The following is a 21,442-nucleotide window of genomic DNA, read 5'->3' on the forward strand; positions in this document are numbered from 1 at the left end:
ATGGTCACCGCGATCGGACCTGACTCATACCTGGCAGACAGAGGAAGGGCCCCTTGTCACTCTCTGGTCGGCCAACCTTTGAATCCGAAGAACACGGCCAGGCACAGGCAGGAACCAACGCTCAATACGCCCGACAGGAAGGAGACCGCGAAGGCGGCAAAATACATGACCGGCCCGAAGCGGAGCTGCCTGGTGATCTGTTCGATATCAGCCGCATCGGCCCTTCGATCCTGCCCGAGCAGCCTTCCGTCACTAGATGCATAATGCCACATCCCCTTGAAAACCAGGGCTATCGCGAAGTAGGTCCCGGAATAAACCGCTCCCGCCACTTTCGCCTCGGGGTGCCGCAAATACTCGGCCACCAGCGCGGTCGGAAATGGCAGGAAGGTGACCAGGAGAAGCACTAAACCGTTCCAGTACAAGAACGTATGATCGGATTTCCGGACAAACGTGAAGATCCGGTGATGGTTTACCCATTTCGCCAGGATGGTGGCAAAGCTGGTCACGAAGGCGAGGTAGTGAGGCCACAGTGACAGCAAGGCCGATCCGAGGCCTTCGCCCGGGGCAAGTTCCGTGGCTTTGGGCACCCTGACGGTAAGAACCAGCAGGGTTATGGCAATTGCGAATACGCCATCGCTGAAAGCCTCAATGCGCCCCGTTTCATTCCTTTGGAATGTCTCAGACATCGGTTAATGCACCTGGTGCTCCGGTAAAATTCGAACGTTGTTCAGAGGGAGCACGTTCGTGACGGCTCCAACCGTGTCAGACGTTCACCGTTTCAATTGTATAACCTTTCCGTCTCTTGAATGCCGCTAGGGAAATCTTTTCTGCAAGCCCGGCAGATGCGGGAGTTTCGATGCGGCATCAAGCCGCACTGCCAATAACCGCTGCCGGAGGCATGAAAAGAGACAGTAAACTGTTATGATTTCAAAGTGTGGCGACGGACACGAGGTCCTTCTCGTTCCGCCAGTCCATTCCGGCAGTACCGTTGGTAACAGGGAGGACCTATGACACCAAAGGCGAGCATGACGAAAGACCATCCGGGTATGGGGGCTATCCCCGATGCAGGAGGGGTAGCCTTTCGAGTCTGGGCACCCCATGCCAACAAAGTCTTCCTGGTCGGCAGTTTCAACGACTGGAACGAGGTGTCGACACCTCTTTCCAGCGAGAAAAACGGGTACTGGTCGGCCTACCTGTCGGGGGCTAAGGCGGGAGATGAGTACCGCTACCTGATTCACGGACCGGCCGGCCCGGTCTCCCGTATCGACCCTTACGCGAGAAAGGTGACCAACGCGAAAGGAAATGCCATCGTTTACGACCCTCAGGCCTTCGATTGGGGGCCAGATACCTTTAAAATGGCGCCCTGGAATGAGCTCGTCGTTTACGAGATGCATGTCGGAACCTTCTTGGTAATAGAAAAGGGGCAGCCGGGCACCCTGGACAGCGTCATCGAAAAATTGCCCTACCTAACCAAACTCGGCGTCAATGCCCTCGAAGTGATGCCGGTCATGGAATTCTCCGGTGATTTTTCCTGGGGCTACAACCCTTCGCACCCCTTTGCCGTCGAGAGTGTCTACGGTGGGCCGGACGCCTTGAAGAGGCTCGTGAAAGCTGCCCACGAGCAGGGGATCGCGATCATCATCGACGTCGTCTACAACCACTTCGGCCCATCCGATCTCGATCTGTGGCAATTTGACGGCTGGAGCGAAAACGAAAAGGGGGGGATCTACTTTTACAACGATCGTCGCTCGACGACACCCTGGGGCGACACCCGGCCAGATTACGGCCGTGACGAGGTCCGCCAGTACCTGCGCGATCACGCCCTGATGTGGCTGGAGGAGTACCACGCCGACGGATTGCGTTGGGATGCGGTAACCTACATCAAGAATATCGAGGGCAATGACTCGAATCCGGCCAATGACATTCCCGAAGGTTGGAGCCTGATGCAGTGGATCAACGAGGAAATCCAGAGCCGGTGCCCAGGCAAGATCAGCATCGCCGAAGATCTGAAGAACAACACCTGGGTGAACATCGACGTGGGGGCGGGGGGCGCGGGTTTCAGTGCGCAATGGGACAGCGATTTCGTGCACCCCATCCGTCAAGCGGTCATATCCCGTGACGACGCCTTACGAGATACCGGTGCGGTCTGTCGAGCCATCGAGCATCGCTTCGAGACCGACGCCTTTGAGCGGGTCATTTATACCGAATCGCACGACGAGGTCGCCAATGGGAGGGCGAGGGTGCCGGAGGAGATCTGGCCCGGCAAGGTGGACAGCTGGTTTTCCAAAAAGCGCTCCACGCTGGCCGCTGCACTCGTGCTTACCTCGCCGGGGATCCCCATGCTGTTTCAGGGCCAGGAGCTCTTGGAAGACCGCTGGTTCCATGACAAGGACCCCATCGATTGGGGCCGGGCCGAGGATGAAAGCGGCATTCTCGGCATGTACCGGGATCTGATCGCCCTTAGGCGCAATCTGGCGGGCGTGTCGCGGGGGTTATGCGCTCAAAACGTGCATATCTTCCATGTGGACGATGAGGCCAAACTCATCGCCTTCCATCGCTGGGACCAGGAGAGTCCCAAAGACTCCGTCGTGGTGGTGGTTAATCTGACCATTGAAAGCCGCGACCGTTACGTTATCGGTTTTCCACGCACGGGGGTATGGCACACGCGCTTTAACAGCGACTCCTACAATTACGGTCCGGATTTTGAGAACCATGCCACACCAAATGTTGAAACCCGTGAGGAAGAAGCCGATGGACTTCCCTGCTGCGGCGAAATCTGCATAGGCCCTTATACCGTGGTGATCTTCTCGCAGGATGAATAATAGTGGTACGCGGCCGCCGGTGCGGGTACGGAAAAGGCCCTCGGCGTAATGCCAAAGGGCCTTTTCTCGTGATGCTCGGAATGCGGTGCTGGAGTAGCGCCGGCTTACCCCGCTGTCGGCACTCCCTTGACTGCTTCCAGTTCCGGCCCCGACGAGTTCTCCTACCGTCACTCTCGCTCCGAACTTATCAACAAAAGCAGCGAGGGTAGAAGCGGTAGCCAGGGCTTGTTGCAAATTGCCAAACAGTGACTCGGGAGCGGGAAGCCCCATGGCGTCCATATTTGATTTGAAGTAGGTGTAAAAATTCGACATGAAAACACTCCTGCCTCGTTCGCCTGATTTGTCGGTACTGTAGTCACCTCGGCACGTCCCAGGAATCTTCGGCCTCGACTCCGTTTGGCTCCCAGGTCCATTTGATTTTCTTGTAGGTGAACGACACTTGTTCCATGTGTCGGTACGGATCGTTTTCCGAAAGCAGAGTGGTAGGCATGAACGGCGAGAGGCTCACGATGATGGCATCTTCAAGTTCATGAGTGAAGTAATGCTCCTCGGTGCCCATCTTCGTTATCCGATACCACTTAAGCGTGACCCGCTTGAGATGTTCGCCGGTGCAAAGTGCTTGGTACAGTTTCGGCGAACTCCGATCCTGTTCTTTGATGACGGAGAGAGGGCCATGTACCCGTTTTCCTGTTGCGAGGCCGTCCGTCGGGCTGCGAGTAATGCTGATGCCATGGTTGACTCCGTAGATAATGATCGATCCTTCCCTGCCCTGCATGTCGCAGGAGCCGTCGATGTTCCCTTGCTTTTCGCCTTGCAGCGTAAGGTGTGCTGGGCTGGCATTGCCATGTGGACATCCTCCTTGAGTGCGGCGTCTACGGGACGGACCGGTTTGCGGTCGCTGAAGAGTTTAGATTAAAGGTTTTAAATGTAAAGGGGGCACCCCGATCTTTGAGGCGAAGGGGGCGGAGTCCATTGAGGGGCTATTGGCTCTAAGGGGGGGCGGAAGAGGCCGGAACGCCCCGAACCGGAAAAGGACCGGAGAGACCGGAGGCGAGCTGACTTTTTGGTTGCACGCGCCACAGTGGGGTTTCGTTTGAAGGGTGGCGGAGACGCGGGCGGGGGGACGGGCGGCCGCCCCGAGTTGTGAGGAAAAAGAAGCTATGCGGATCAAGGAAAGTTTTGCAGGGACCGGAGAAGGACCGGACGCCCCCACGCAAAAAGCCCCCGGCGGGTGCCGAGGGCTCTTGTTTTAAATGGTCGGAATGAGAGGATTCGAACCTCCGACCCCCTGCTCCCGAAGCAAATGCACTACGGGACGGAGGCCATACCCTCAAAGGGATGGAGGGTGCCAAGGGCCGCAAACTGTTGAAAAGTTATGGAAGAGGCTTCGTGGTAAGCAAGGAAAGTGCAGCATCTTCCCGGTGGCTTCGGCGAGCAAGGAAGGTAAGCACGAGCAAAGCGGACCGGAATAGGACCGGAGAAGGTGCAGCGACGATAAGTTAGGACCTGTAGACTTCCCGTCGGTGTCCGACCGCAAGGGCCAGGACTACCAGCCGGTCATCGTGAATCTGACAGATAATGCGATAGTCACCGACCCGGTAGCGCCACAGTCCGGATAAATCACCACGTAGGGCCTCGCCGAAATGACGAGGGTCCTTGCACCCTTCGATGCGGTCGTCGAGCCAGTCGAGAAGGCGTTTCCGCACCGGGCGGTCGAGTCGGTGCAACTGCTTCTCGGCCACGTCACTGATCTCAACCGTCCAGGCCAAGTTCCCGCCTCAATTCCTTCAACGATTTGCTCCCTTTCGTCTCGGCCAGCGCCTGCTTGGCCAGTTCGAGGTCTTCATTGTCCTCTAGGAAGCGGATCACCGCCTCGCGCACCACTGCGCTGCGGTTGCTTTGCTTCACCTTGGCCAGCAGATCGATCTGCTCTTCAAGCTCTTTTTCCAGGCGTATTGCAAGCATGGGATACCCTCCTGTATAACATTGTATAACATGTTGGCGCGGTTGGGTCAACCAGCACGGGGGCATCGTCGAATTTGTCGACCTGCTCCGGGAGTAACTCAACGAACTCAACAACGTCCCCCTCGCCTCTCCCCTACCAGGCTCCGTTCGAGTACGTCCGGTACGTCGTCGAGGCAGGGAGGAGGGTTTTCGAGGCCCTTCTGGCCCCCTCGGGGAGGTACCTTCTGGTTGTCCCGGAAGAGGACTGGGTTGACGACCGACTGCTGATCGTCCTCGACGTGGAGGGGGAGGAGTTCCTGCCGCAGGGGCCTGACGATCCGAAACGCCCCCCGCAAACGACCCGAAATCCCCCCTCGGGACCGGAAGAGGACCGGACACTCCCGGTCCCAACGAACAATTGATTGTTGGGCGATGGGCCGAGAGAGTAGTGCGCCTGCTTCATAAGGACACGCACTTCGTTTCGAGCCAATCAAGACGACCAAAAACACCCACGGGGCGCGAAGGTGCAGGATCCCTTCACCGCCCCGAGCAAGGAGGAGGAAGTTGATCCAGTACAGACCGCAACACAGCAAGAAGTTCCCCTTCACCAAGAGGGCGATCGAGACGCTTCCCGCCCACGACCCGGCCAGTCCTTCTCGCGAGGCGGAGTACGCCGACGCCGAGTGCACTGGGCTACATCTCCGGGTGAGCAAGAACGGGCGGCGTTTCTTCCAGCACCGCTACCGCTTCTTCGGACGCAAGAGGTGCATGAACCTCGGCGAGTTCCCGGCTGTCTCCGTGCAGGAGGCCCGGCAGAGGGTAGCGCAGAACAAGACCCTTCTTGCAAGGGACAAGGACCCCGCAGGAGAGAAGGAGAAGGCACGGAACGACCTGACCTTCGCCGAGTTCGCGGAGCAGTACTACCTGCCGCACGCGAAGCAGCACAAGAAGACGTGGGATGACGACGTTTGGAAGATCGAGAAGCTGCTGAACCCTGCACTCGGACGGCAGCGGCTGTCGGCCATCACGCCGCGAGACGTGGCCCTGCTGCACAGCAAGGAGAAGACGAGGACGAGCGCGACCACAGCGAACCACGTGCTGACCACCTTGAAGAGGATGCTGAACCTGGCGGTCAAGTGGGAACTGTTGGAGAAGAACCCCGCGAGCGGGCAGGAAAAGTTCAAAGAGCCGCCCAGCCGCGAGCGGTACCTGACAAAAGAAGAACTACCCCGGTTCTTGAGGGCGCTGGAAGAAAACGAGGATCGTCTTTCCGTCGCGGCCCTATGCCTCCTGCTGTTCACTGGATGCCGCAGGAGCGAAGTGGTGTCGCTCAAGTGGGATCAAGTCAGGATGGAAGAGGAACGAATCTTCCTGCTGGACACCAAGAACGGAGGATCCCGGACAGTGCACCTGAACGCAATGGCGAAGGAGGTGCTGGACGAGCTCACGGAGAGGCGGGAGTTGACCGCCCGCACCCGCGACAGCGAGTACGTCTTCCCCTCGCGACAAGGGGCCAAGAAGCCCCACCTGTTCGACTTGCGAAACCCCTTCAACAGAGCGTGCAGCGAGGCAGGAATCGATAACTTCCGCCTCCACGACCTGCGGCACACTTTCGCCAGCGTTGCGGTGATGAGTGGAGCGAGCCTGTTCGACGTGCAGAAATTGCTTGGCCACAAGGACATAGCCATGACCCAGCGGTATGCCCACCTCTGTGATGAGGGGCTCAAGAAGGCCACCGCTGGCGTGGCCTCCATGCTTGGCCAAGCAGCTTAATTTGACTTCCCCCTGCCGCTTGCGAGGCAGGGGGAAGCTTTTCGACGGGAGAAAGCAGGGGCCACCCTTGCAACGACACTATTCAATACTGTCTCAAGTAGTGACCCAAGATCTCACTTCTCCGAGAGGTACCGCTAGATATTGTAGGAGTTCTTCTACTCTGAGCTCCACGAGCACCTTTGCTCGCTCGAAGTCCGACATCATCTGTTCAGGAACACTGCTCTGGATATTTCCCCTCAGCATCGCTGCGGCGGTCGTTATTGACAAGTGAATGAATCTAGGTGTCAGTGTCCCTCGTAGATAAGCAATATTTTCTGGCAGCCAAGCCTGGTCACAGCTCAGAGAGTCTGTATCCCACAGAGCAGGAACTCCCCCTCCTGCATCGCGTGTCCAAGGACTAAAGATCGGGTTCCTGTCGTCAGGGTACATCAAGGCAGATACGTACTGGAGCACTGCACAAGCTCGCCCTACGGTTGACGCGCTCCACCAGTCCTTCCAGAGCAGCTCAACGGTTGGAAAAACAGTTCCGAAAGTGCCAATTGCAGATATCCACGTATACGGGGTTGCTAGGCTTCCAGAAAAAGACAGAGACTTTTCCTGATCTATCTTCTCTAGGATGGCCATCCGCATGAACGTTTCTACTGCTTCTACCTGGGCTAGTGTAAGAATGTGTCTAAAGCCAGCGTGCTTTGCCATCGCTGTAGAAAAAAGCTCAGCAAATCCTGCCAACCTTGATTCCAAAGGATCAAAAAGGTGCTGTTGCCAAGCCTGAAGGCAGAATGGTAGTAGGAATAAAAAAAGATCAGGTTGAAGTTCCTGGTAACACAAGTCGTGTGCGTAGTCGTAAAGATCCTCGGGGTGGGGCAACTGCTCAGTGTGCCATAATCGGTGGAGGTAGCCTGTATCGAAGTCAAGGGGCTGTTGAAGTAGGTTTTGGGGGGGCTTGGGACAACCAAGCGATTCTATGACTTCCTGAATGTTGGCCGGCATCGTAAACCTCAGGCTACGGCGAGGATTGCTCGGTATGCTTCACTTCGGCGGCTGATATTGGACAAAATAAGAGGTACGTTTTTGTCCAACTCGATCTTCAAGGTTCTTTCTTTCCTACCGCCACCCGTCGGGTGCCGTGTCTAGGGCTGGGACTCCCGCTTCCCGCAGAGGCCCCAAGAGCTGGTTGTCGCGAACAAGTACCATCTTCTCGTGCGGAATGGCACACGCGATCCACTCCCGCTTTTGTGGGGGGTAGAGTGCGAGGTCGCCCTCGAACGAATCAAGGGACAGGGCCGCTAAGGACCCGAGGAATTGACCGTCCACCCGCATCCGTGCACTTGCAGTCGCGGATGTGTCCTCATCCCAAGTCGTCACTGGCTCTAGGTCTTCCAATCTAGCAGCAACCAAAAACGGAGACGGAGGAATCTCTGTGCCTGGATAGTAGAGCGCCACCATGTCGAGGCTTTCTCGCGCAGCGAGAATCCGTGCCACAACCTCCCACGTCTTTGATGTGTCGCCCATGATGTAGAGCAAGTCCATTCCCTCCGGCAGCCGGATTAGTCAAGGGTAATCTAGAGTAGTTTGATGTGCATGGCAAGGTGATTTTTCTTCTCTGTCGAGCTCTCTCGAACCGGCCAATGCGATCAAGAAGCACGAGTCTCGCCCCCCAAGCAACTGCTGATGTACCGGAAAAGGACCGGAGAAACCGGAGGGGGGAGGAAGTCGGGGCCGCTTGGCTGAAGATCGTTGCGAGAAGGAGTTTGAGGGGCCGAGGTGGTATCCAGGGACCGCTTTGAGAGAGGCTAGGCGAGGAAAGGAATCTTTTTCGTGGACCGGAATCGGACCGGAGCGGCGAAAAAAAGGCCCTTGGCGTGAGCCAAAGGCCTTGATTTTTTTGGTCGGAATGAGAGGATTCGAACCTCCGACCCCCTGCTCCCGAAGCAGGTGTAGTGGCCCCGAGAGCGGAATCGCCACCGTGCGGGATTCGGCAGAGCGCAGGAAAGACAAGGAATCTCCGGGCCGCAAGGCAACCCGTGGACGCTCGTTTTCGGCCGGAGAAGCGGCCCAGCATCCCCTTCCCGAACCGCCCAGACCGGAGAGAGACCGGAGAGCCTCTCCGGTCCACCTGGCAGCCGCTTCCTCGCCCTCCCTGGCACGGCATCCGCTTCGGGGAGCTCTGGGGCACCATCCAGGCGCTCACTTCGGCGAGCAGGCCCATGGTTGCGGAGGAGGCTGGGACCGCCCAGAAGGGGGCTCTCACGGGCTTCCGGCGGGACCCGTGGCCCGGCTCCCGCCCCGGCCTCCGCGGGGGGGGGGATAATCGCGGTCCCCCTCGGCAGGAAAGAGCGCCGTCGCCGGACTCGACAACAGGGGTCATCTTGCGGTAGAGTCCGCCCCAGCGCGAGACCATGGTGGCGCACCGGAGAGGTCCCCCATGGCAGAGACCCGGAGGGAGGGCAGGCGGAAGATGAGCGAGGAGACAGGCAGGAACGGCGAGAGCCAGGGAGACGGTGCCGCTCCCGGCACGGGCAACTCGGTCGTGCCCCGGAGGCTCCGCCCAAGCCCAAGGACGGATGCGCCCTACGTGCCCCGGTACGACTTTTCGGGGCTGGGGGAGTTGTCCGCCGACGAGGCGGCATTGGCGTACCTGGAGAAAGGGTGGCGGCTGGTTCCGGTCAAGCCGAAGACCGGCGAGCTTCTCGGCTCCCGAGGAATTGACGCGGCAACGAGCGGCCACCGGCGGGTCTGCCACTGGCTGGACCAGGGGGCAGAGGTGGGGGTCTCGACGGGGCGACGCTCCGGGGTCGTGGCGCTGGTGCTCGACGCCATGCGGGGAAAAAGAACCTGGTCGGCCATGTCGCAAGGGAAGCCACCGTTGGCGACCCTGGAGGGAAACAGCGCGGCGCTCAGGGGCGGAAACCTTGTCCTCTTCAGGGCTCCATCTGTTGACCTCCCAAGCAGGGCAGACATCGCTCCGGGGGTGGCCTTCCTCGGGGAGGGTGAGTACTTCCACCCCAAGCAGTCGGCATGGTCGCGGGAGCCGGTGGTGCTTGCCGAGGTGCCTGAGTGGCTCATGCCATTGCTGGCAGGGGAGGCGACCTTCGGCCTGCGGGAACTGGTCGCAGCCGGAGACTTCACCGCCGCAAATGGCATGTCGCGCGAGGAGGCCGCGAATGCCTACCGTAGGCTTAGGTGGAGGCTCATCCCGTTCAGCGCGGAAGGGTTTTCCGATCCTAGCCAGGTCCAGGCGAACAAGTCCTACCTCCCCTCGTTCTGGCAGAGGAACCCCCACCTAGGCATAGCCGTGATCGCGGGGCTAGACTCCGGTGTCGTCGGGCTTCACGGGAGAGGCTCGGACCTGAAGGCCCTTGCGGACTGGCATGGCATGGGGCTGTACCCGAGGATCAGCGGGCGCGGCTTCGACATCTTGGTCTTCCGCGCTCCCCAGGAGCGATTCCCAGGAAGAGAACTGCCCCGAGGCGTCACCTACCTCGGGGAAGGCGATTGCTTCGAGTTGCCCCCATACCAGGACGGAGCGGAGAGGTTCAACTGGGAGTACCAACCGCCGGGGCTCCCCGGCCCGCCCGAACTGCCCGAGTGGCTGCGCGAGTTGCTCTCCGCGCCGGAGGTTCCCGTCACGGTACCGCCTACAACTCCCGCCCATGCGGGGCAGAAAGGCAAGCCGTCGGAAGCGTTGGCCTCGGAGCTGCTCAAGGCTGCGTTCGATTACGCCAAGAAGGGATGGCTTGTCTTCCCTGTCAAGGAGGGAGACAAGAAGCCACCGATAACCGGGTGGCAGACGAAGGCCACTAGGGAAAAGAGGCAGTTAGCCAAGTGGTGGGCTAGATCGAACCGCAACATCGCCCTCAAGACAGGGAGAGACTCGGGCATCGTGGTCCTGGACGCAGATCCCCCCAAGGAAGGTAGTTCCGAGTCGGGGCTTCAGAACCTAGCCGACCTCGAAGCGTGTCACGGTCGCATTTCGACCTTGCGTGCGACAACGACTTCCGGCGGACAGCACCTGTTCTTCCGGGCACCCAAGGAGAGGCTGGGCAACAGAGCTGGCATTCTCACGGGAATCGACTTCCGAGGGGATGGGGGGTTCGTAGTGCTTGCGCCCTCCAGAACCCCTGCAGGGGCGTACCGTTGGCAGAACCCAGGAACCAGGATCGCGGAAATGCCGGAATGGTTGCTGGAACTGGTCACGACGAAAAAGACCAAAGGCAAGAAGGGGACCCGAGCGCCGCGGGAAAGGGTCACCTTCCGGGAAGCGTTCGCGGGGATACCGGATGGGCAGCGCACCGACACCATCTTCCGCTTCGCCTGGCACCTGCGGCAAGAGGGCTGGGACTACGATGAGGCGAAGAGCCTCGTGTTGTTGGCCGCAGAGAGATGCCTGCCACCCTTCTCAGAGGACGAGGCGGTCCCCTGCCTGGACGGAGCTTGGAAATACGCTCCGACGGCAGCATTGACAGACCTCGGGAACGCCGAGAGGTTCCTTGCCATCTTCGGGGCCAACCTCCGGTACGTCGAGGAGACGGGGCGCTGGCTTGCGTGGAAGGGGAACTTCTGGGAGACGAGCAGCCGGGCAGCGGCCCGCAGTGCCAAGGCCGCCGTGCGGTCGATCAGGGACGAAGCCATGGCTGCGGAAGATCCGGCGGTAAGGAAGCGGCTCCTGTCCCACGGGCGCAAGTCGGAGTCCGTCGAAGCCATGGAGAGCATGATGGAGCTGGTCTCGCAGATGCTTGCGGTCCGAGAGCAGGACCTCAACCGTCCCGGCCTGCTCGCCTTCACCAACGGTGTCCTCGACCTCGGCACCAGAGAGTTCCGCCCCGGCCGCAGGGAGGACCTGTTGACGAAGTATCTGCCGCGCGAATACGACCCGGAGGACCCGGCCTGCGCGTCCCAGGTGGAGACGAAGCGCCTCAAGGCAGCCGGAGGCCGGACCGGCAGAGAGACGCCGCAGTGGTGGGAGGAGCAGTTCGACCGCTGGGTGTCGGAAAGGTGTGAGCAAGGCCCGGAGTACACGGAGAAGTCGGAGACCATGTGCAAGAATTTCTTCGAGTGGGCACACTACAAGATCAGCCCCAAGCGGCTCAGCAGGTTGTTGGCCGGGAAAGGGTTCCAGCACCGCAAGGACAAGAACAGCCTTGCGATCTACGTTGGGCTTCGGCTCCGCCCGTAGAGGGATTGCTGGAGGGGAAGGTTGGAGAGCACCGCGGGAAAAAAGAAGCAGGGGGTGGCCCTGCCCCAAGTGTTCCCTAGGCGGATGCCTCGCATCTTGCGGAGAGCTAGGCAAACTGAGGGCGCGGCAGATCGACGGATCGGGACGGTTTTTCTGCCGAACCCGTCCCCCCTAACCCCGACTCCCCCTTTAGGGGGGGAGGGGTTGTCAAGAAAAGAGGAGAGGGGGGCTGGCCTCCTCCCCCGAGTGCCGCCCGCACGGCCCAGCCGCCGCCCCGCCCCCCGGCACCCGTTTCCCGACGCTCTGAAGTGCGTTCCCGGCGTCGGGGCGGACGCCGAGGCTCATGGGGGTGGGCAATGCAGGGAAGCCGGAGAAGGGGGCTCTCGGGGGCTTTCTGGCGAACCGCCTTCCCGCCGTGCCGAAAACCCAGCCTTCTGCGTACTACGCCGCAGACTGCCCCAGCGCGTTGCTGACCTTCTCGGTGGCGGCCTTGAGGTCGTCCGCCGCCAGGTGGGCGTATCGCAGGGTCATGGCGATGTCCTGGTGGCCCAGGAGCTTCTGCACCTCGAACAGGCTGGCCCCTGCCCGGACCGCGATGCTGGCGAAGCTGTGCCGCAGGTCGTGGACGCGGAAGTCTTCGATCCCCGCCGCCTGGAGGGCTTTTCCGAACGGGACCCTGAGGTCGAAGAGGTGCGGCAGCTTGCTCCCCTTTCGGGACGGGAACACGTAGTCGGTGCCCGTCGTCCGCTCGTCCATCCCCCTTCGGTCGTCCAGTTCCTCCAGTATCCCCCTCGCGGTGGCGTTCAGGTGCACCCACCTGGACCTGCCGTTCTTGCTGGTCCGCAGCAGCAGCTTCCCCTCGGCGAGGTTCACCTGGTCCCACTTGAGCGACACCACCTCGCCCCTCCGGCAGCCGGTGTACAGCAGCAGGCGGATCGCTGCGACCGAGAGGCTGCCCTTCTCCTCCTCCAGGGCGGCGAGGACCCTCGGGATCTCCTCGTCGGTGAGGTACCGCTCACGCTGTGGCGGCTCCTTGAACTTCTCGATGTTGGCGGCGGGGTTCTTTTCCAGCATCTCCCACTCCACGGCGAGGCCCAGCATCCTCTTCGCCAGGGCGAGTAGGTGGTTGGCCGAGATCGCGCTGGTCCGCGCCTTCTCCGTGGCCAGGACCTGGAGGAGGTCGCGCTGCGTGACGGCGGAGAGCCGCAGCCCCCCGATGGCGGGGTTCAAGATCTGTGCGATCCTCCACGCATCGTCGTCCCAGGTCTTCTTGCGGTCCCTCGCGAAGGGTAGGTAGTTGTTCTCCGCGAAGTCGGCGAAGGTCAGCTCCGCGCGGGCCTTCCTCCTCTCCCCGGCTGGGTCCCTGTCCCTGGCCAGCGCCGCCTTGTTCTCGGCCACCCTCTGGCGGGCCTCCTGGACGGTGACGGCGGGGAACTCCCCAAGGGCCATGCATTTCTTCCTGCCTAGGAAGGTGTACCGGTGCTGGAAGAACCGGCGGCCGCTCTTGCCGACCCTGAGGTGCAGGCCGATGCACTCGGCGTCGGAGTACTCGGCCTCCCTCGACGGGCTGGCGGGGTCGTGGGCGGGGAGAATCTCGACCGCCCTCTTTGTGAACGGGAACTTCTTGCTCATGCTGTCGTCCTCCTTTTTCCTGTGTTCCTTTTTTCGGTCGGCCGGGGGGCGGCTGCTCCCCCCGGCGACCTGTTTTGTTGGCCCGAAGAGGCCGCCGGAGAGCACCGCCTCCTTTGTAAGCAGGCGCGCTACTCCGCCGAGCCATCCACCGACAATGGTTTGTTCGAGGTGGCGGCGGGGCTCCGGTCGCCGTCCGGTACCGGGTGCGAAAACGGCCACCCATCGGCAGGGCAAAACGGCCCCCCGTCGGTCCACCCCTCGCTCTCGACGTCGAGCGTCACCCGCAGCCGGTCGTCCAGCCAGTCCTCGTCGGGGGCCACCAGCAGGAACCGCCCCGACGGCAGCAACGACGCCTCGAACATCCTCCGTCCGCCCTCCTCGCTGGCTCTGACGTAGCCGAAAGGGGCCTGGAAGTGGTCCTCCAGGTACGTCAGCAGCCCGTACCTGCCGACCATGCGGAAGTCCCGCCGCACGTCGTCTCCCTCCTCCACCACGAGGACCCTCACCCCCTCCGCCCGCAGCTCGGCGGCCCGCAGCAGGGCGAGTCTCGGGACACGGCCACCGAGCGCCTCCTCTCCTTCCTCCCCGGCGAGCACTACCACGGCTCGTCCTCCTCATCCTCCCCGTCCAGCTCCCTCACCACGGCGGCAGCGACCAGCGCCACCTCCGCCACTGCCACCGCTGCGGCCAGCGGCGCGGGCAACACGGCCCCCCCGAGCAGCTTCCTTCCCAGTCCGATCAGCATCTCTCCCCTCCTCGTTGTCGTTTTGCCCGGCGACAACCCGCCGGGGCTCGTTGCGGCCCGCACCGGCAGGCACTTTTCCCCCAACTCCTCGACCCTCTTGGACTTCCCCTCCGGCTCCCCGCCGGGCTCAGTTCCCGGACTACCCTTCCCTCGCGGCCTCCTCGGCCAGCGCCCTGCGGAAGGCGCTCCCGATCCATGGCTCGTTGGGGACGAAGAAGCACGGCCCTCCGAGATCGCTGGTGACGAGGTAGAGGGCGAAGGTGCTCTCGTCCTCCGACAGCGACACGAACTCGTAGCACCTCGCCTGCAGGTCGGTGAGGTCGAGCGGCTCGCCCTCCTCGTACAGCGGGACCGACGCCGGGTCGTCCCCCACCTCCAGCAGGAGGAACGGCCCCCCGCCGTCCACCAGTGCGTCGAACTCCAGCTCCGGCAGGCACGCGTGCACCCTGTCCAGCATGGCAGCCAGCGCCCTCTTCGCGGGGGAGTCCGCCATCCCCCGCACCTCTCCCTCGTCCGCGAACGTCTTCACCCTTCACCTCCCGTTTTCCTTGGTCACTCGGCGGGACAACGGCCAACCCAGGGAATGCCCATCGCGGCAACCCTGGCGTGACGATGCCGCCAAGGATCTAATATGCTTCCGAAGTCGGGGGAGATACGGGAGAGGTGGAGAACAACCCATTGCAGGGAAGCCGCGACTGCGGCGGACCGAAGACTACTGGAAGGAGGGAGGACGGAGATGGGGGTGATCAGCAAACGCAACAGGATCGGGGGAGGCAACGTCCTCGGATTGGTCGGCGCGTCGCAGGGCGTCGCTGGCCCGGAGGCTGCAGGAAGCGACCGGGAGGGAGTGGACGAGGGCAGCGGGCCTAGGGAGGTCGCCGAAACGCCGCCGAGCCTCCCGCCGGCAGCGGGGAGGCTTGGCGGGGAAGCACGGAAGTCCCCGACAACCGAAAGGGTGACGGTCAAGGTGAGCTTCGAGCTGGAGAGGGGGATGCACCTGCGGCTGAAGCTGGCGTCGGTGCGGCAGGGGGAGACGATCGCCGGGATGGTGTCCCGGTGGGTCGAGGAGAACACCCCGGAGGCACGGTAGGCTAGGTAGTGGGGATGTTATGAGATGAGGAGGAAGCCAAGAAGGGGGGAAGCCTGTGGGCTTCCCCCCTTATCGATTCAATCAGGGGCGCGGACGTTTTCTCTAAGTGATCTGATAACGGTGCCGATATAGGTTTTAAGGCTTTCCCCCCGTGACAGGACCCAGCGCAGGTCGGGTCTCTGGATCGAGATCATTGGGGACATGAGGACCGATTATTAGACACCATCACCACACAGGTGAAGCCATGCGATTTAACCATATATCGCCGGACCCTTCCTCGGCTAGCGACCTGATTCCGTGCACCCCATACTGGCAGATCGAAGATATCCTGATGGGTGCTCGGTACGTCCTCCGCCGCCGGAATGGTGAAGAGGTCAGAGTGAGGGCCGGTGAAATCCTTGCACAACTACGCTGGTACGAAGGAAAGCTTGTCGAGACGGCAGAGGAGATAGGGGCCCCATTTCCGATGTATCCTGACGATGCGGCATTGCTGGAGGACACCATAATGCCGGGCAGGGTCTTTCCGTTTCGAGCCTCCACGCCACGGGAAGACATCCCCATCCCCGTCGTTCTTGAGGAGGGATGGGTTGGGGCGGAGGACTTTGCAATACTCGCCCTCCTCAAGGTGGACCAGGCGATAGATAGCTTGAATGATTATACCGGCAAGGATCTCCAGGTGTTTGCAGGCCTCCTACTGGAAGCCTACCGCTGCCTGTTGCTTGCCGAGCGGGCACGCGGCCGCGAGATGCTGACCCCAGGGGAGTTCGACGAGTTCAAGCGGAAATACGGGGAGGCGAAAGCATCACGAATCAAGGAGCAGAACCGTCTGGCCGGGATGAAAAAAAGGAAGGCGATCAAGGACAAGATATTGGGGCGATACCTCCAACTGCGGCAGGAACGCCCCTCGGAGGAAAGAAAGGTTCTTGCCAGAGAGGTTGCAGACGAGTACATACAGGGCCTCGCCAGCCTCGGACCAAATGATCCTCAACTCTCCATGACCAACGCCGCTCGCACGATCAAAGAGTGGATCAGAAACGAAGGCGACATCACCCCGAACGAACCTGAGCTACCAACCTCCCCCCAAAAAGCCCGCCAAGCCCTCAAGGGAAAGCACCGCTTCTAGCCGATGAAGACGTGAACGCGTTCGAAGCGTTCACGTCAAAGCAAAATCTCCTGCTTTGATGTAGGGTCTCCACCATCGTGGCAGCGCCACAGAAAACCACCGATGGAGGATACGTAAAATGAGAGAGAAGGCAGAGGGGGAGGCTGTGATGGCAGCAACAATGGATGGTCTTGAGGACGAGTTTGACTCGACTTCCCAAGCCAAACCTGTGACCGCCAACAACGTCGGCCCCTGCGTGATGTGCGGCAACCCGGTCTTCCAGAAAACCGACTGCTTCGTATGCTCGCGGGTAGCCGATGGTGGCTGCAATTTCACCATGGCGATCCCGGAGATCAAGTTGGCTGTCGCGGGGAACATACCTAAACCCTTGCACGAGGCCTTACTTTACAGCGATGAGGAGATCCGGGATCTTATGAATGGTCTGCTCTGTTCACGGGAGAAGCAAACAGTGACCTGGCACGATTTAGACGGTAGCATCTTCGAATACTACGAGATGCTGCTTCTCAAAAATGACGCAGATCAGTGGATGCTGCAGATCACCCGCGACGACGAAGAACTTGCAGAGGTCGCAAGGGAAAATTTCAGACGCATTTACGACATCTAGGTAAGGTAACTCTCTGGAGTTGCCGCATTGGCCTCCAATCGCTGGAAAGGTGAGGCGCCATGAGGCGCCACCTCGATTGATATCAAGCCCCGCTCTACCATGGCGGGGTTTGTTTTTTGTGGCGTAAGTTGAGAAACTTACACGAAATCGCAACCCGCTCAGGCGTCAACGAACCCGCCACCGACGGAGGGGAGGCCTGCCGGGGCCGTAGCTTCATGCTGGAGAGGGCGATGCACCTACGGCTGAAGCTGGCGTCGGTGCGGCAGGGGGAAACCATTGCCGGGATGGTGTCCCGGTGGGTGAAAAAAACACGCCGGAGGCGAAGTAGCTCCGGCGGAAGGGATGCTATGTGGAGGATGCCTATGGGCTTCCCTCAACTACGATGCTTCAAGTCAGTGCCGATCCTTGAGGTTTTTTACGCCTTGTGCGCAAGATAAAGCCTTAGGCTGCTGGCGCTTGTTCCGAATTCAGGATCGATCGAGCCTCATTCCCCAGGTGCTCGCATTTCTTGAGATTCTTAAAGAGCGTGGGAATGATGGAGTTAGGATAATGCAGCTCTAATAATGTGCTCAGAACTTCAACGCGACGGTCAACAAGAGCTGTCAGATTCTCCTCGGAAGTTGCTGAATCTGGCTCAAAGCCAGGCGTTTTGAAATTGTTGACAGGAAGTGCCTCAAAAACAAGTGCTGCTATGAGTCGGTTGCCATGGGTAGTAAGACCATAGTTATTCGAGGTTTCAGTACGCTTGCAATAGCTCTCGATGGCTTTGTCGATTCGCCGTTGCATCTTTACGCACCGCCAGACAAAAAGCCCCGGAATTGACGGGTTAAACAACTCCTTGTAAGGCGCTTTTTTTATATCGTCCCAAAGCTTACCGATCTCTCGTTTGAGTTGTACTGGAAGACGGATTGTCCCAGAAGCACAGGCTAACGCTGTCGTTGCTTCAACCAAGTCGAATGCCGTGTCAGATCGGACTACTGAATCAGAGCGCATCATCTGGTAGTCGATTCCGTCAATGGCAAGCTCGACTCGAATTCTGCTCTGCTCGGGATCTATCGTCACGAAATCCCTGTTCTCGATTCTGTTCTGGCGGTTGTTTGTCCTAGTGACATCGTCGGCAAACGATTGGTTTTCCCCTCTAACGATGATCCTGAGATGGACAGAGACATCCTCTAGTTTCGCCGGGTTAGCGTCTCCATATTTCCCGATACTACTGACGGTCTGGGCACCGTTGACGACACTTATATCCTCGCAATGAAAAGTGCTGAAATCCGTACCGGCACCACCTGCCATGGTCCGTTTCGCGCTACGGGCAACGAGGGTGATCCCGTTGTTGAAGTACCAAAAATCAGTCGGCGTTTTTTCCAGGGTCTGCCGCATTTCCACGTTTACATCGGTTTCCCCCAGGGTGCCACGAAGGTTTCTCGCAAAAAGGCGGTGACGATACTGCGTCCACCACGATGCTACTTGGTCTGCCGACACCTGACCGTAAAAAGCCTCGTGAGGGGCATCCTTCCTTCCCCAGGATTTCAAACCGATTTGCAAGCTGATCGGCTCCCCAGCGACGCTCGCAGTTAAGGACTTGTGAAGCTCCGCCTGATTCAGGACCGTCGTGTACAGCACTTCGCTGACATCATTGAACTCAGCAGCAAGGTCTTCTAGGTCCCGAGCTGATGGCTCGGCTAGTTTGCTGGCTCCGGTGTGGACAACTACGATTTCGTATCTCGTCAGCGGATCATTGAGCGCCGCAGAGACAAGAGCTTCATTTTTCTGGATCTTTTTGTTGAACCGGTCGAATCGGAGATTGAAAAGGTCTCTTACGCCAGCGACAAACTTTTTAATGTCGCCGTTTTCGGGCTCCCCTATGCCATTTTTGATCCATTTGGACTGTACGAGATAAAGGCGCTTGTTCGGCTCGTCGAAGTAGATCGCATCGAGGCCGTTGTCATTCGCTGCATCGGTGACAGATGACGCGGCATCTTCAGGAGTTGCCTCCGAAAGGTAGTGGATAGCGTAGGCTGCAAGAGACCTTGTTAGGAGAAAATCCTCTTTTGAACTTTCAGCCGGGTTTATAAGATCCGACAGATCGACGATTTCCCCGAAGAGTTTGATGACTTGGCTCTTGATCTGGTTGACATGGATAATGCTCATGAATCCTTCCTTTATCCTCTTTTCATGTCCTGCGAGTCTTCCCTCTGTTTCCCCGACCCTGGTTCGCCTTTAAAATCGAGCCATGAGTCGAAACAGAGTGCGAGATTCTCTTCAAGTTTTGACGCTACTTGTCTGACGGTTGCCCCCGTATGCCAGCTGTATACCCCCCAAATCACCGCAATGAGTGCGAGGGTCGGATAGGCTACTTTCTCAAGGGTGGACGCGTTAGACGCAGCAGTTATGAAACCTGAGCCGGCGAGCGCACCCAAAAGCAGTGTGGCCACCACAATCCACATCAACAGCAAAGTCACGACGTGAGCCAACCTGTTGCACCATTTGCGCCTAGCCTCTCTTTTGCGAGTGCTTTCCTTCAAGATGGTCGCTGCAGCCTCTTCTGCCCTGGCCGCAGCCGCTTCGGCAGCAGCAACTCGTTCTGCAAGAGCGTTTTCTCGCTTCTGAGCCTCCGTTAACATTTCCACACCCTGTTTCGTCAGTGCTTCCATTTCAGCATCATGTACAAGCTTCTGTTCTGACAGGATCGATGCTTTTAGATTGGCAAGGATGCTTTTTATGTTGGAGACCGTCAACGCGGCCTCATCCCCGAGGGTTAGCTCCATTAACTCGTCGCGAGCGGATGGAGACAGTCTCAAAATCTCGTGATCTCGTGGAGTGATCTGGCCGGATTCAAGTAGTCGGTCCATCTCCTGAACGTATTTTTTAAATAAATCGGCTGGCGGTTCGAGAGCTGCGTAGCAAAGAGCCAGTGTCTCGGTGAGTGGAAGCGCAGGGGCCTCTACCGGAGACTTCAGCCACGCAATGTTTGCAAGGCTGTAGGCGGTAATGACACTTGAAATCTCCCGAGTGGAATTGTGGTTTCGCCCTGCTCGGAATGCAGCCTTTGCAAACCTCTCGTTTGGAGTCACAAAAACCGCTACGGAATCTTCCAGCCTCACAGGCTGTCGGCCCTGCCGAAGTACATATATGCTACGTATGGAGTTTAGATCATTAAGTAGGGCAGATTCCCCCTTATAAAATACCTCTGAGGCCAGAATTTCCTCAAATTCTCGTTCGTCGATTTGATAATCAACGGTATAATCAGGAGTTCGCTTTACTGTTATTCCCATTGCTCGAAGTCGCTCATCCACACTGTCCCGAGCTAAGATTAGATCAGACAACGGGACGCCACTCCTTCGAGCTTCCTCAATAACACGTCCAGTAGCTCGTGGATTTGTGAAATTTATGGCTGCGGCGGAAATGACCTGTTGAGTCTCGACAACGGTATGGGTAAAAGCAGATAGAGATCCTTTTAGTTTCTTCAATAAGGTCAATAGCTCATCAGCCGCCCGTTTGGCATCTGGGCCCTGAAGCCCCATTGCATTGAGAAGTAGCGGGGTGTCTAGGTAGAAAGTGAGGTTCTGGAATTTTTTTTCTAATGATTCAAGATCAGGACAAAGAAGGGCATTGGAGTACATCAACCCTTTCACAAGTATAATGAAGCTTTCGAAGGCGGCGTCGTGCCGCGCTTGTGCCTTGGTAATAAATTTGCTGACAACGTACATTTCAACCGACTTCTTCTCGGGAACGACAGGTAAAGCCGTGTTAAAAACGTACGTCCTTAGGCAGTCAACTGTAAACATTCCTAGAAAAGCAGTGGCCGCACGCGTAGCCTCATCAACAGACCAAGTCAAATTGTGCGCCTTGGCTTCTTCAATCAGCCCGTTTAATACCCCCTCTATATGGACCATAGCCTTAGAGCGAGTTTGATCAAGGCTTAAAGTCGGCAGCTTTGTAGTGACAGTAAAAACACCGTTTTCCATTTCAAGATAGGATTTCCGGTGTAGACGCCTGAGCACGTGCTGGACTGCCTTGGTAGGCACTTTTAGGCCAAAATGTTGCAGAAGCTTGTCTGCTATGGATGCATCACAGATGATTTCAGGCCTATCTGCATTTAGTACATCGACGACAAAAGGGCTGACATAGTCAACATAGTTTCGGTGCTGCTGGTCAAGGTCGACCTTTAGCATAGCTAAGCTGGTTAATGTCTGGACGGTCATGCTACCTCATGTCTCTACAGAAGGTGTTCGTCAAACCCGGCTTAAATGATCCGAGGCTTATTAACTCTGTGCAACTTATGATAGTTTTGTCTTTTATGCAAGGCTATTCTTCCTGTCGTGAGAGGCCTCCATAAGGAAAAAATCTGTGTCATGTTGTAGTGTTGGTTGGCATCGAGGCGGGAGATGCACCCAAAAGGATTCCTGATTAGCGCCAATCTTCCGCTGGAAGACAAGCGCGACATATTACGTCGTAGGTGGTTCATATAATCACGGCACATTCCATCCGAGGAGGCTGCCGTGAAGAATCGTTTCCAGTTCCAGTCAGGCC

Annotated in this window: 18 protein-coding genes and 1 pseudogene; 7 read left to right on the forward strand and 12 right to left on the reverse strand. The window is 58.7% G+C overall.

The window, feature by feature from the left end:
* Positions 1–56: 56 nt before the first annotated feature.
* Positions 57–686, reverse strand: a complete 630-nt coding sequence (locus ACYVL5_RS21435; RefSeq protein WP_460597607.1) for a TMEM175 family protein — start codon at positions 684–686, stop codon at positions 57–59.
* A gap of 321 nt (positions 687–1,007) precedes the next feature.
* On the opposite strand from ACYVL5_RS21435, the gene ACYVL5_RS21440 reads away from it, so the two are divergent.
* Positions 1,008–2,822, forward strand: a complete 1,815-nt coding sequence (locus tag ACYVL5_RS21440) for an alpha-amylase family glycosyl hydrolase (protein ID WP_460597608.1) — start codon at positions 1,008–1,010, stop codon at positions 2,820–2,822.
* A 355-nt stretch (positions 2,823–3,177) separates the two neighbouring features.
* Here the strand turns inward: ACYVL5_RS21440 and ACYVL5_RS21445 are convergent.
* From ACYVL5_RS21445 to ACYVL5_RS21455, 3 genes and pseudogenes are all read right to left on the reverse strand, one after another.
* A pseudogene (locus ACYVL5_RS21445) lies at positions 3,178–3,648 on the reverse strand (Hcp family type VI secretion system effector); the annotation flags it as partial.
* Between the two features lie 673 nt (positions 3,649–4,321).
* On the reverse strand, positions 4,322–4,591 hold the full coding sequence (locus ACYVL5_RS21450) for a type II toxin-antitoxin system RelE family toxin (RefSeq protein WP_460597609.1): 270 nt from the start codon (positions 4,589–4,591) through the stop codon (positions 4,322–4,324).
* Positions 4,575–4,787 carry a DUF6290 family protein gene (locus ACYVL5_RS21455; protein ID WP_460597610.1) on the reverse strand — a complete coding sequence of 71 codons (213 nt, stop codon included), beginning with the start codon at positions 4,785–4,787 and terminating at the stop codon, positions 4,575–4,577. The genes ACYVL5_RS21450 and ACYVL5_RS21455 overlap by 17 nt, the downstream gene beginning before the upstream one ends.
* A gap of 74 nt (positions 4,788–4,861) precedes the next feature.
* Here ACYVL5_RS21455 and ACYVL5_RS21460 point away from each other — a divergent pair, with 74 nt between their 5' ends.
* On the forward strand, positions 4,862–5,188 hold the full coding sequence (locus ACYVL5_RS21460; RefSeq protein ID WP_460597611.1) for a hypothetical protein: 327 nt from the start codon (positions 4,862–4,864) through the stop codon (positions 5,186–5,188).
* A gap of 142 nt (positions 5,189–5,330) precedes the next feature.
* Positions 5,331–6,539, forward strand: coding sequence for a tyrosine-type recombinase/integrase (locus ACYVL5_RS21465; RefSeq protein ID WP_460597612.1), 1,209 nt, complete (start codon positions 5,331–5,333; stop codon positions 6,537–6,539).
* A 93-nt stretch (positions 6,540–6,632) separates the two neighbouring features.
* On the opposite strand, the gene ACYVL5_RS21470 is transcribed toward ACYVL5_RS21465, so the two are convergent.
* Positions 6,633–7,529, reverse strand: a complete 897-nt coding sequence (locus ACYVL5_RS21470; RefSeq protein WP_460597613.1) for a hypothetical protein — start codon at positions 7,527–7,529, stop codon at positions 6,633–6,635.
* A gap of 114 nt (positions 7,530–7,643) precedes the next feature.
* On the reverse strand, positions 7,644–8,069 hold the full coding sequence (locus tag ACYVL5_RS21475) for a hypothetical protein (RefSeq protein ID WP_460597614.1): 426 nt from the start codon (positions 8,067–8,069) through the stop codon (positions 7,644–7,646).
* A gap of 895 nt (positions 8,070–8,964) precedes the next feature.
* Between ACYVL5_RS21475 and ACYVL5_RS21480 the strand changes: the two genes are divergently transcribed.
* Complete coding sequence (locus tag ACYVL5_RS21480; RefSeq protein ID WP_460597615.1) at positions 8,965–11,715, forward strand: bifunctional DNA primase/polymerase; 2,751 nt, start codon at positions 8,965–8,967, stop codon at positions 11,713–11,715.
* 441 nt (positions 11,716–12,156) lie between these two features.
* Here ACYVL5_RS21480 and ACYVL5_RS21485 read toward each other — a convergent pair whose 3' ends face one another.
* The 4 genes from ACYVL5_RS21485 to ACYVL5_RS21500 all read right to left on the reverse strand — a co-directional run bounded on the left by ACYVL5_RS21485 (position 12,157) and on the right by ACYVL5_RS21500 (position 14,621).
* Entirely contained in the window at positions 12,157–13,347 is a 1,191-nt protein-coding gene (locus ACYVL5_RS21485) for a tyrosine-type recombinase/integrase (protein ID WP_460597616.1), read from the reverse strand.
* Between the two features lie 128 nt (positions 13,348–13,475).
* A complete protein-coding gene (locus ACYVL5_RS21490; RefSeq protein ID WP_460597617.1) occupies positions 13,476–13,949 on the reverse strand; it encodes a hypothetical protein in 474 nt (157 codons plus the stop codon).
* Entirely contained in the window at positions 13,943–14,176 is a 234-nt protein-coding gene (locus ACYVL5_RS21495; protein ID WP_460597618.1) for a hypothetical protein, read from the reverse strand. The genes ACYVL5_RS21490 and ACYVL5_RS21495 overlap by 7 nt, the downstream gene beginning before the upstream one ends.
* A gap of 55 nt (positions 14,177–14,231) precedes the next feature.
* Complete coding sequence (locus tag ACYVL5_RS21500) at positions 14,232–14,621, reverse strand: hypothetical protein (protein ID WP_460597619.1); 390 nt, start codon at positions 14,619–14,621, stop codon at positions 14,232–14,234.
* 102 nt (positions 14,622–14,723) lie between these two features.
* On the opposite strand from ACYVL5_RS21500, the gene ACYVL5_RS21505 reads away from it, so the two are divergent.
* From ACYVL5_RS21505 to ACYVL5_RS21515, 3 genes are all read left to right on the forward strand, one after another.
* Positions 14,724–15,182 (forward strand): hypothetical protein, encoded by a 459-nt coding sequence (locus tag ACYVL5_RS21505; protein WP_460597624.1) that lies wholly within the window; start codon positions 14,724–14,726, stop codon positions 15,180–15,182.
* Between the two features lie 244 nt (positions 15,183–15,426).
* Positions 15,427–16,305, forward strand: coding sequence for a hypothetical protein (locus ACYVL5_RS21510; protein WP_460597620.1), 879 nt, complete (start codon positions 15,427–15,429; stop codon positions 16,303–16,305).
* Positions 16,306–16,423: 118 nt separating this feature from the next.
* Positions 16,424–16,909 carry a hypothetical protein gene (locus ACYVL5_RS21515; RefSeq protein ID WP_460597621.1) on the forward strand — a complete coding sequence of 162 codons (486 nt, stop codon included), beginning with the start codon at positions 16,424–16,426 and terminating at the stop codon, positions 16,907–16,909.
* A 441-nt stretch (positions 16,910–17,350) separates the two neighbouring features.
* Here the strand turns inward: ACYVL5_RS21515 and ACYVL5_RS21520 are convergent, their stop codons facing one another.
* Entirely contained in the window at positions 17,351–19,060 is a 1,710-nt protein-coding gene (locus ACYVL5_RS21520; protein ID WP_460597622.1) for an AIPR family protein, read from the reverse strand.
* Positions 19,061–19,071: 11 nt separating this feature from the next.
* Positions 19,072–21,114, reverse strand: coding sequence for a hypothetical protein (locus ACYVL5_RS21525; RefSeq protein ID WP_460597623.1), 2,043 nt, complete (start codon positions 21,112–21,114; stop codon positions 19,072–19,074).
* Between the last annotated feature and the right edge of the window lie 328 nt (positions 21,115–21,442).

The sequence above is a fragment of the Geomonas sp. Red276 genome (genome assembly GCF_054784495.1).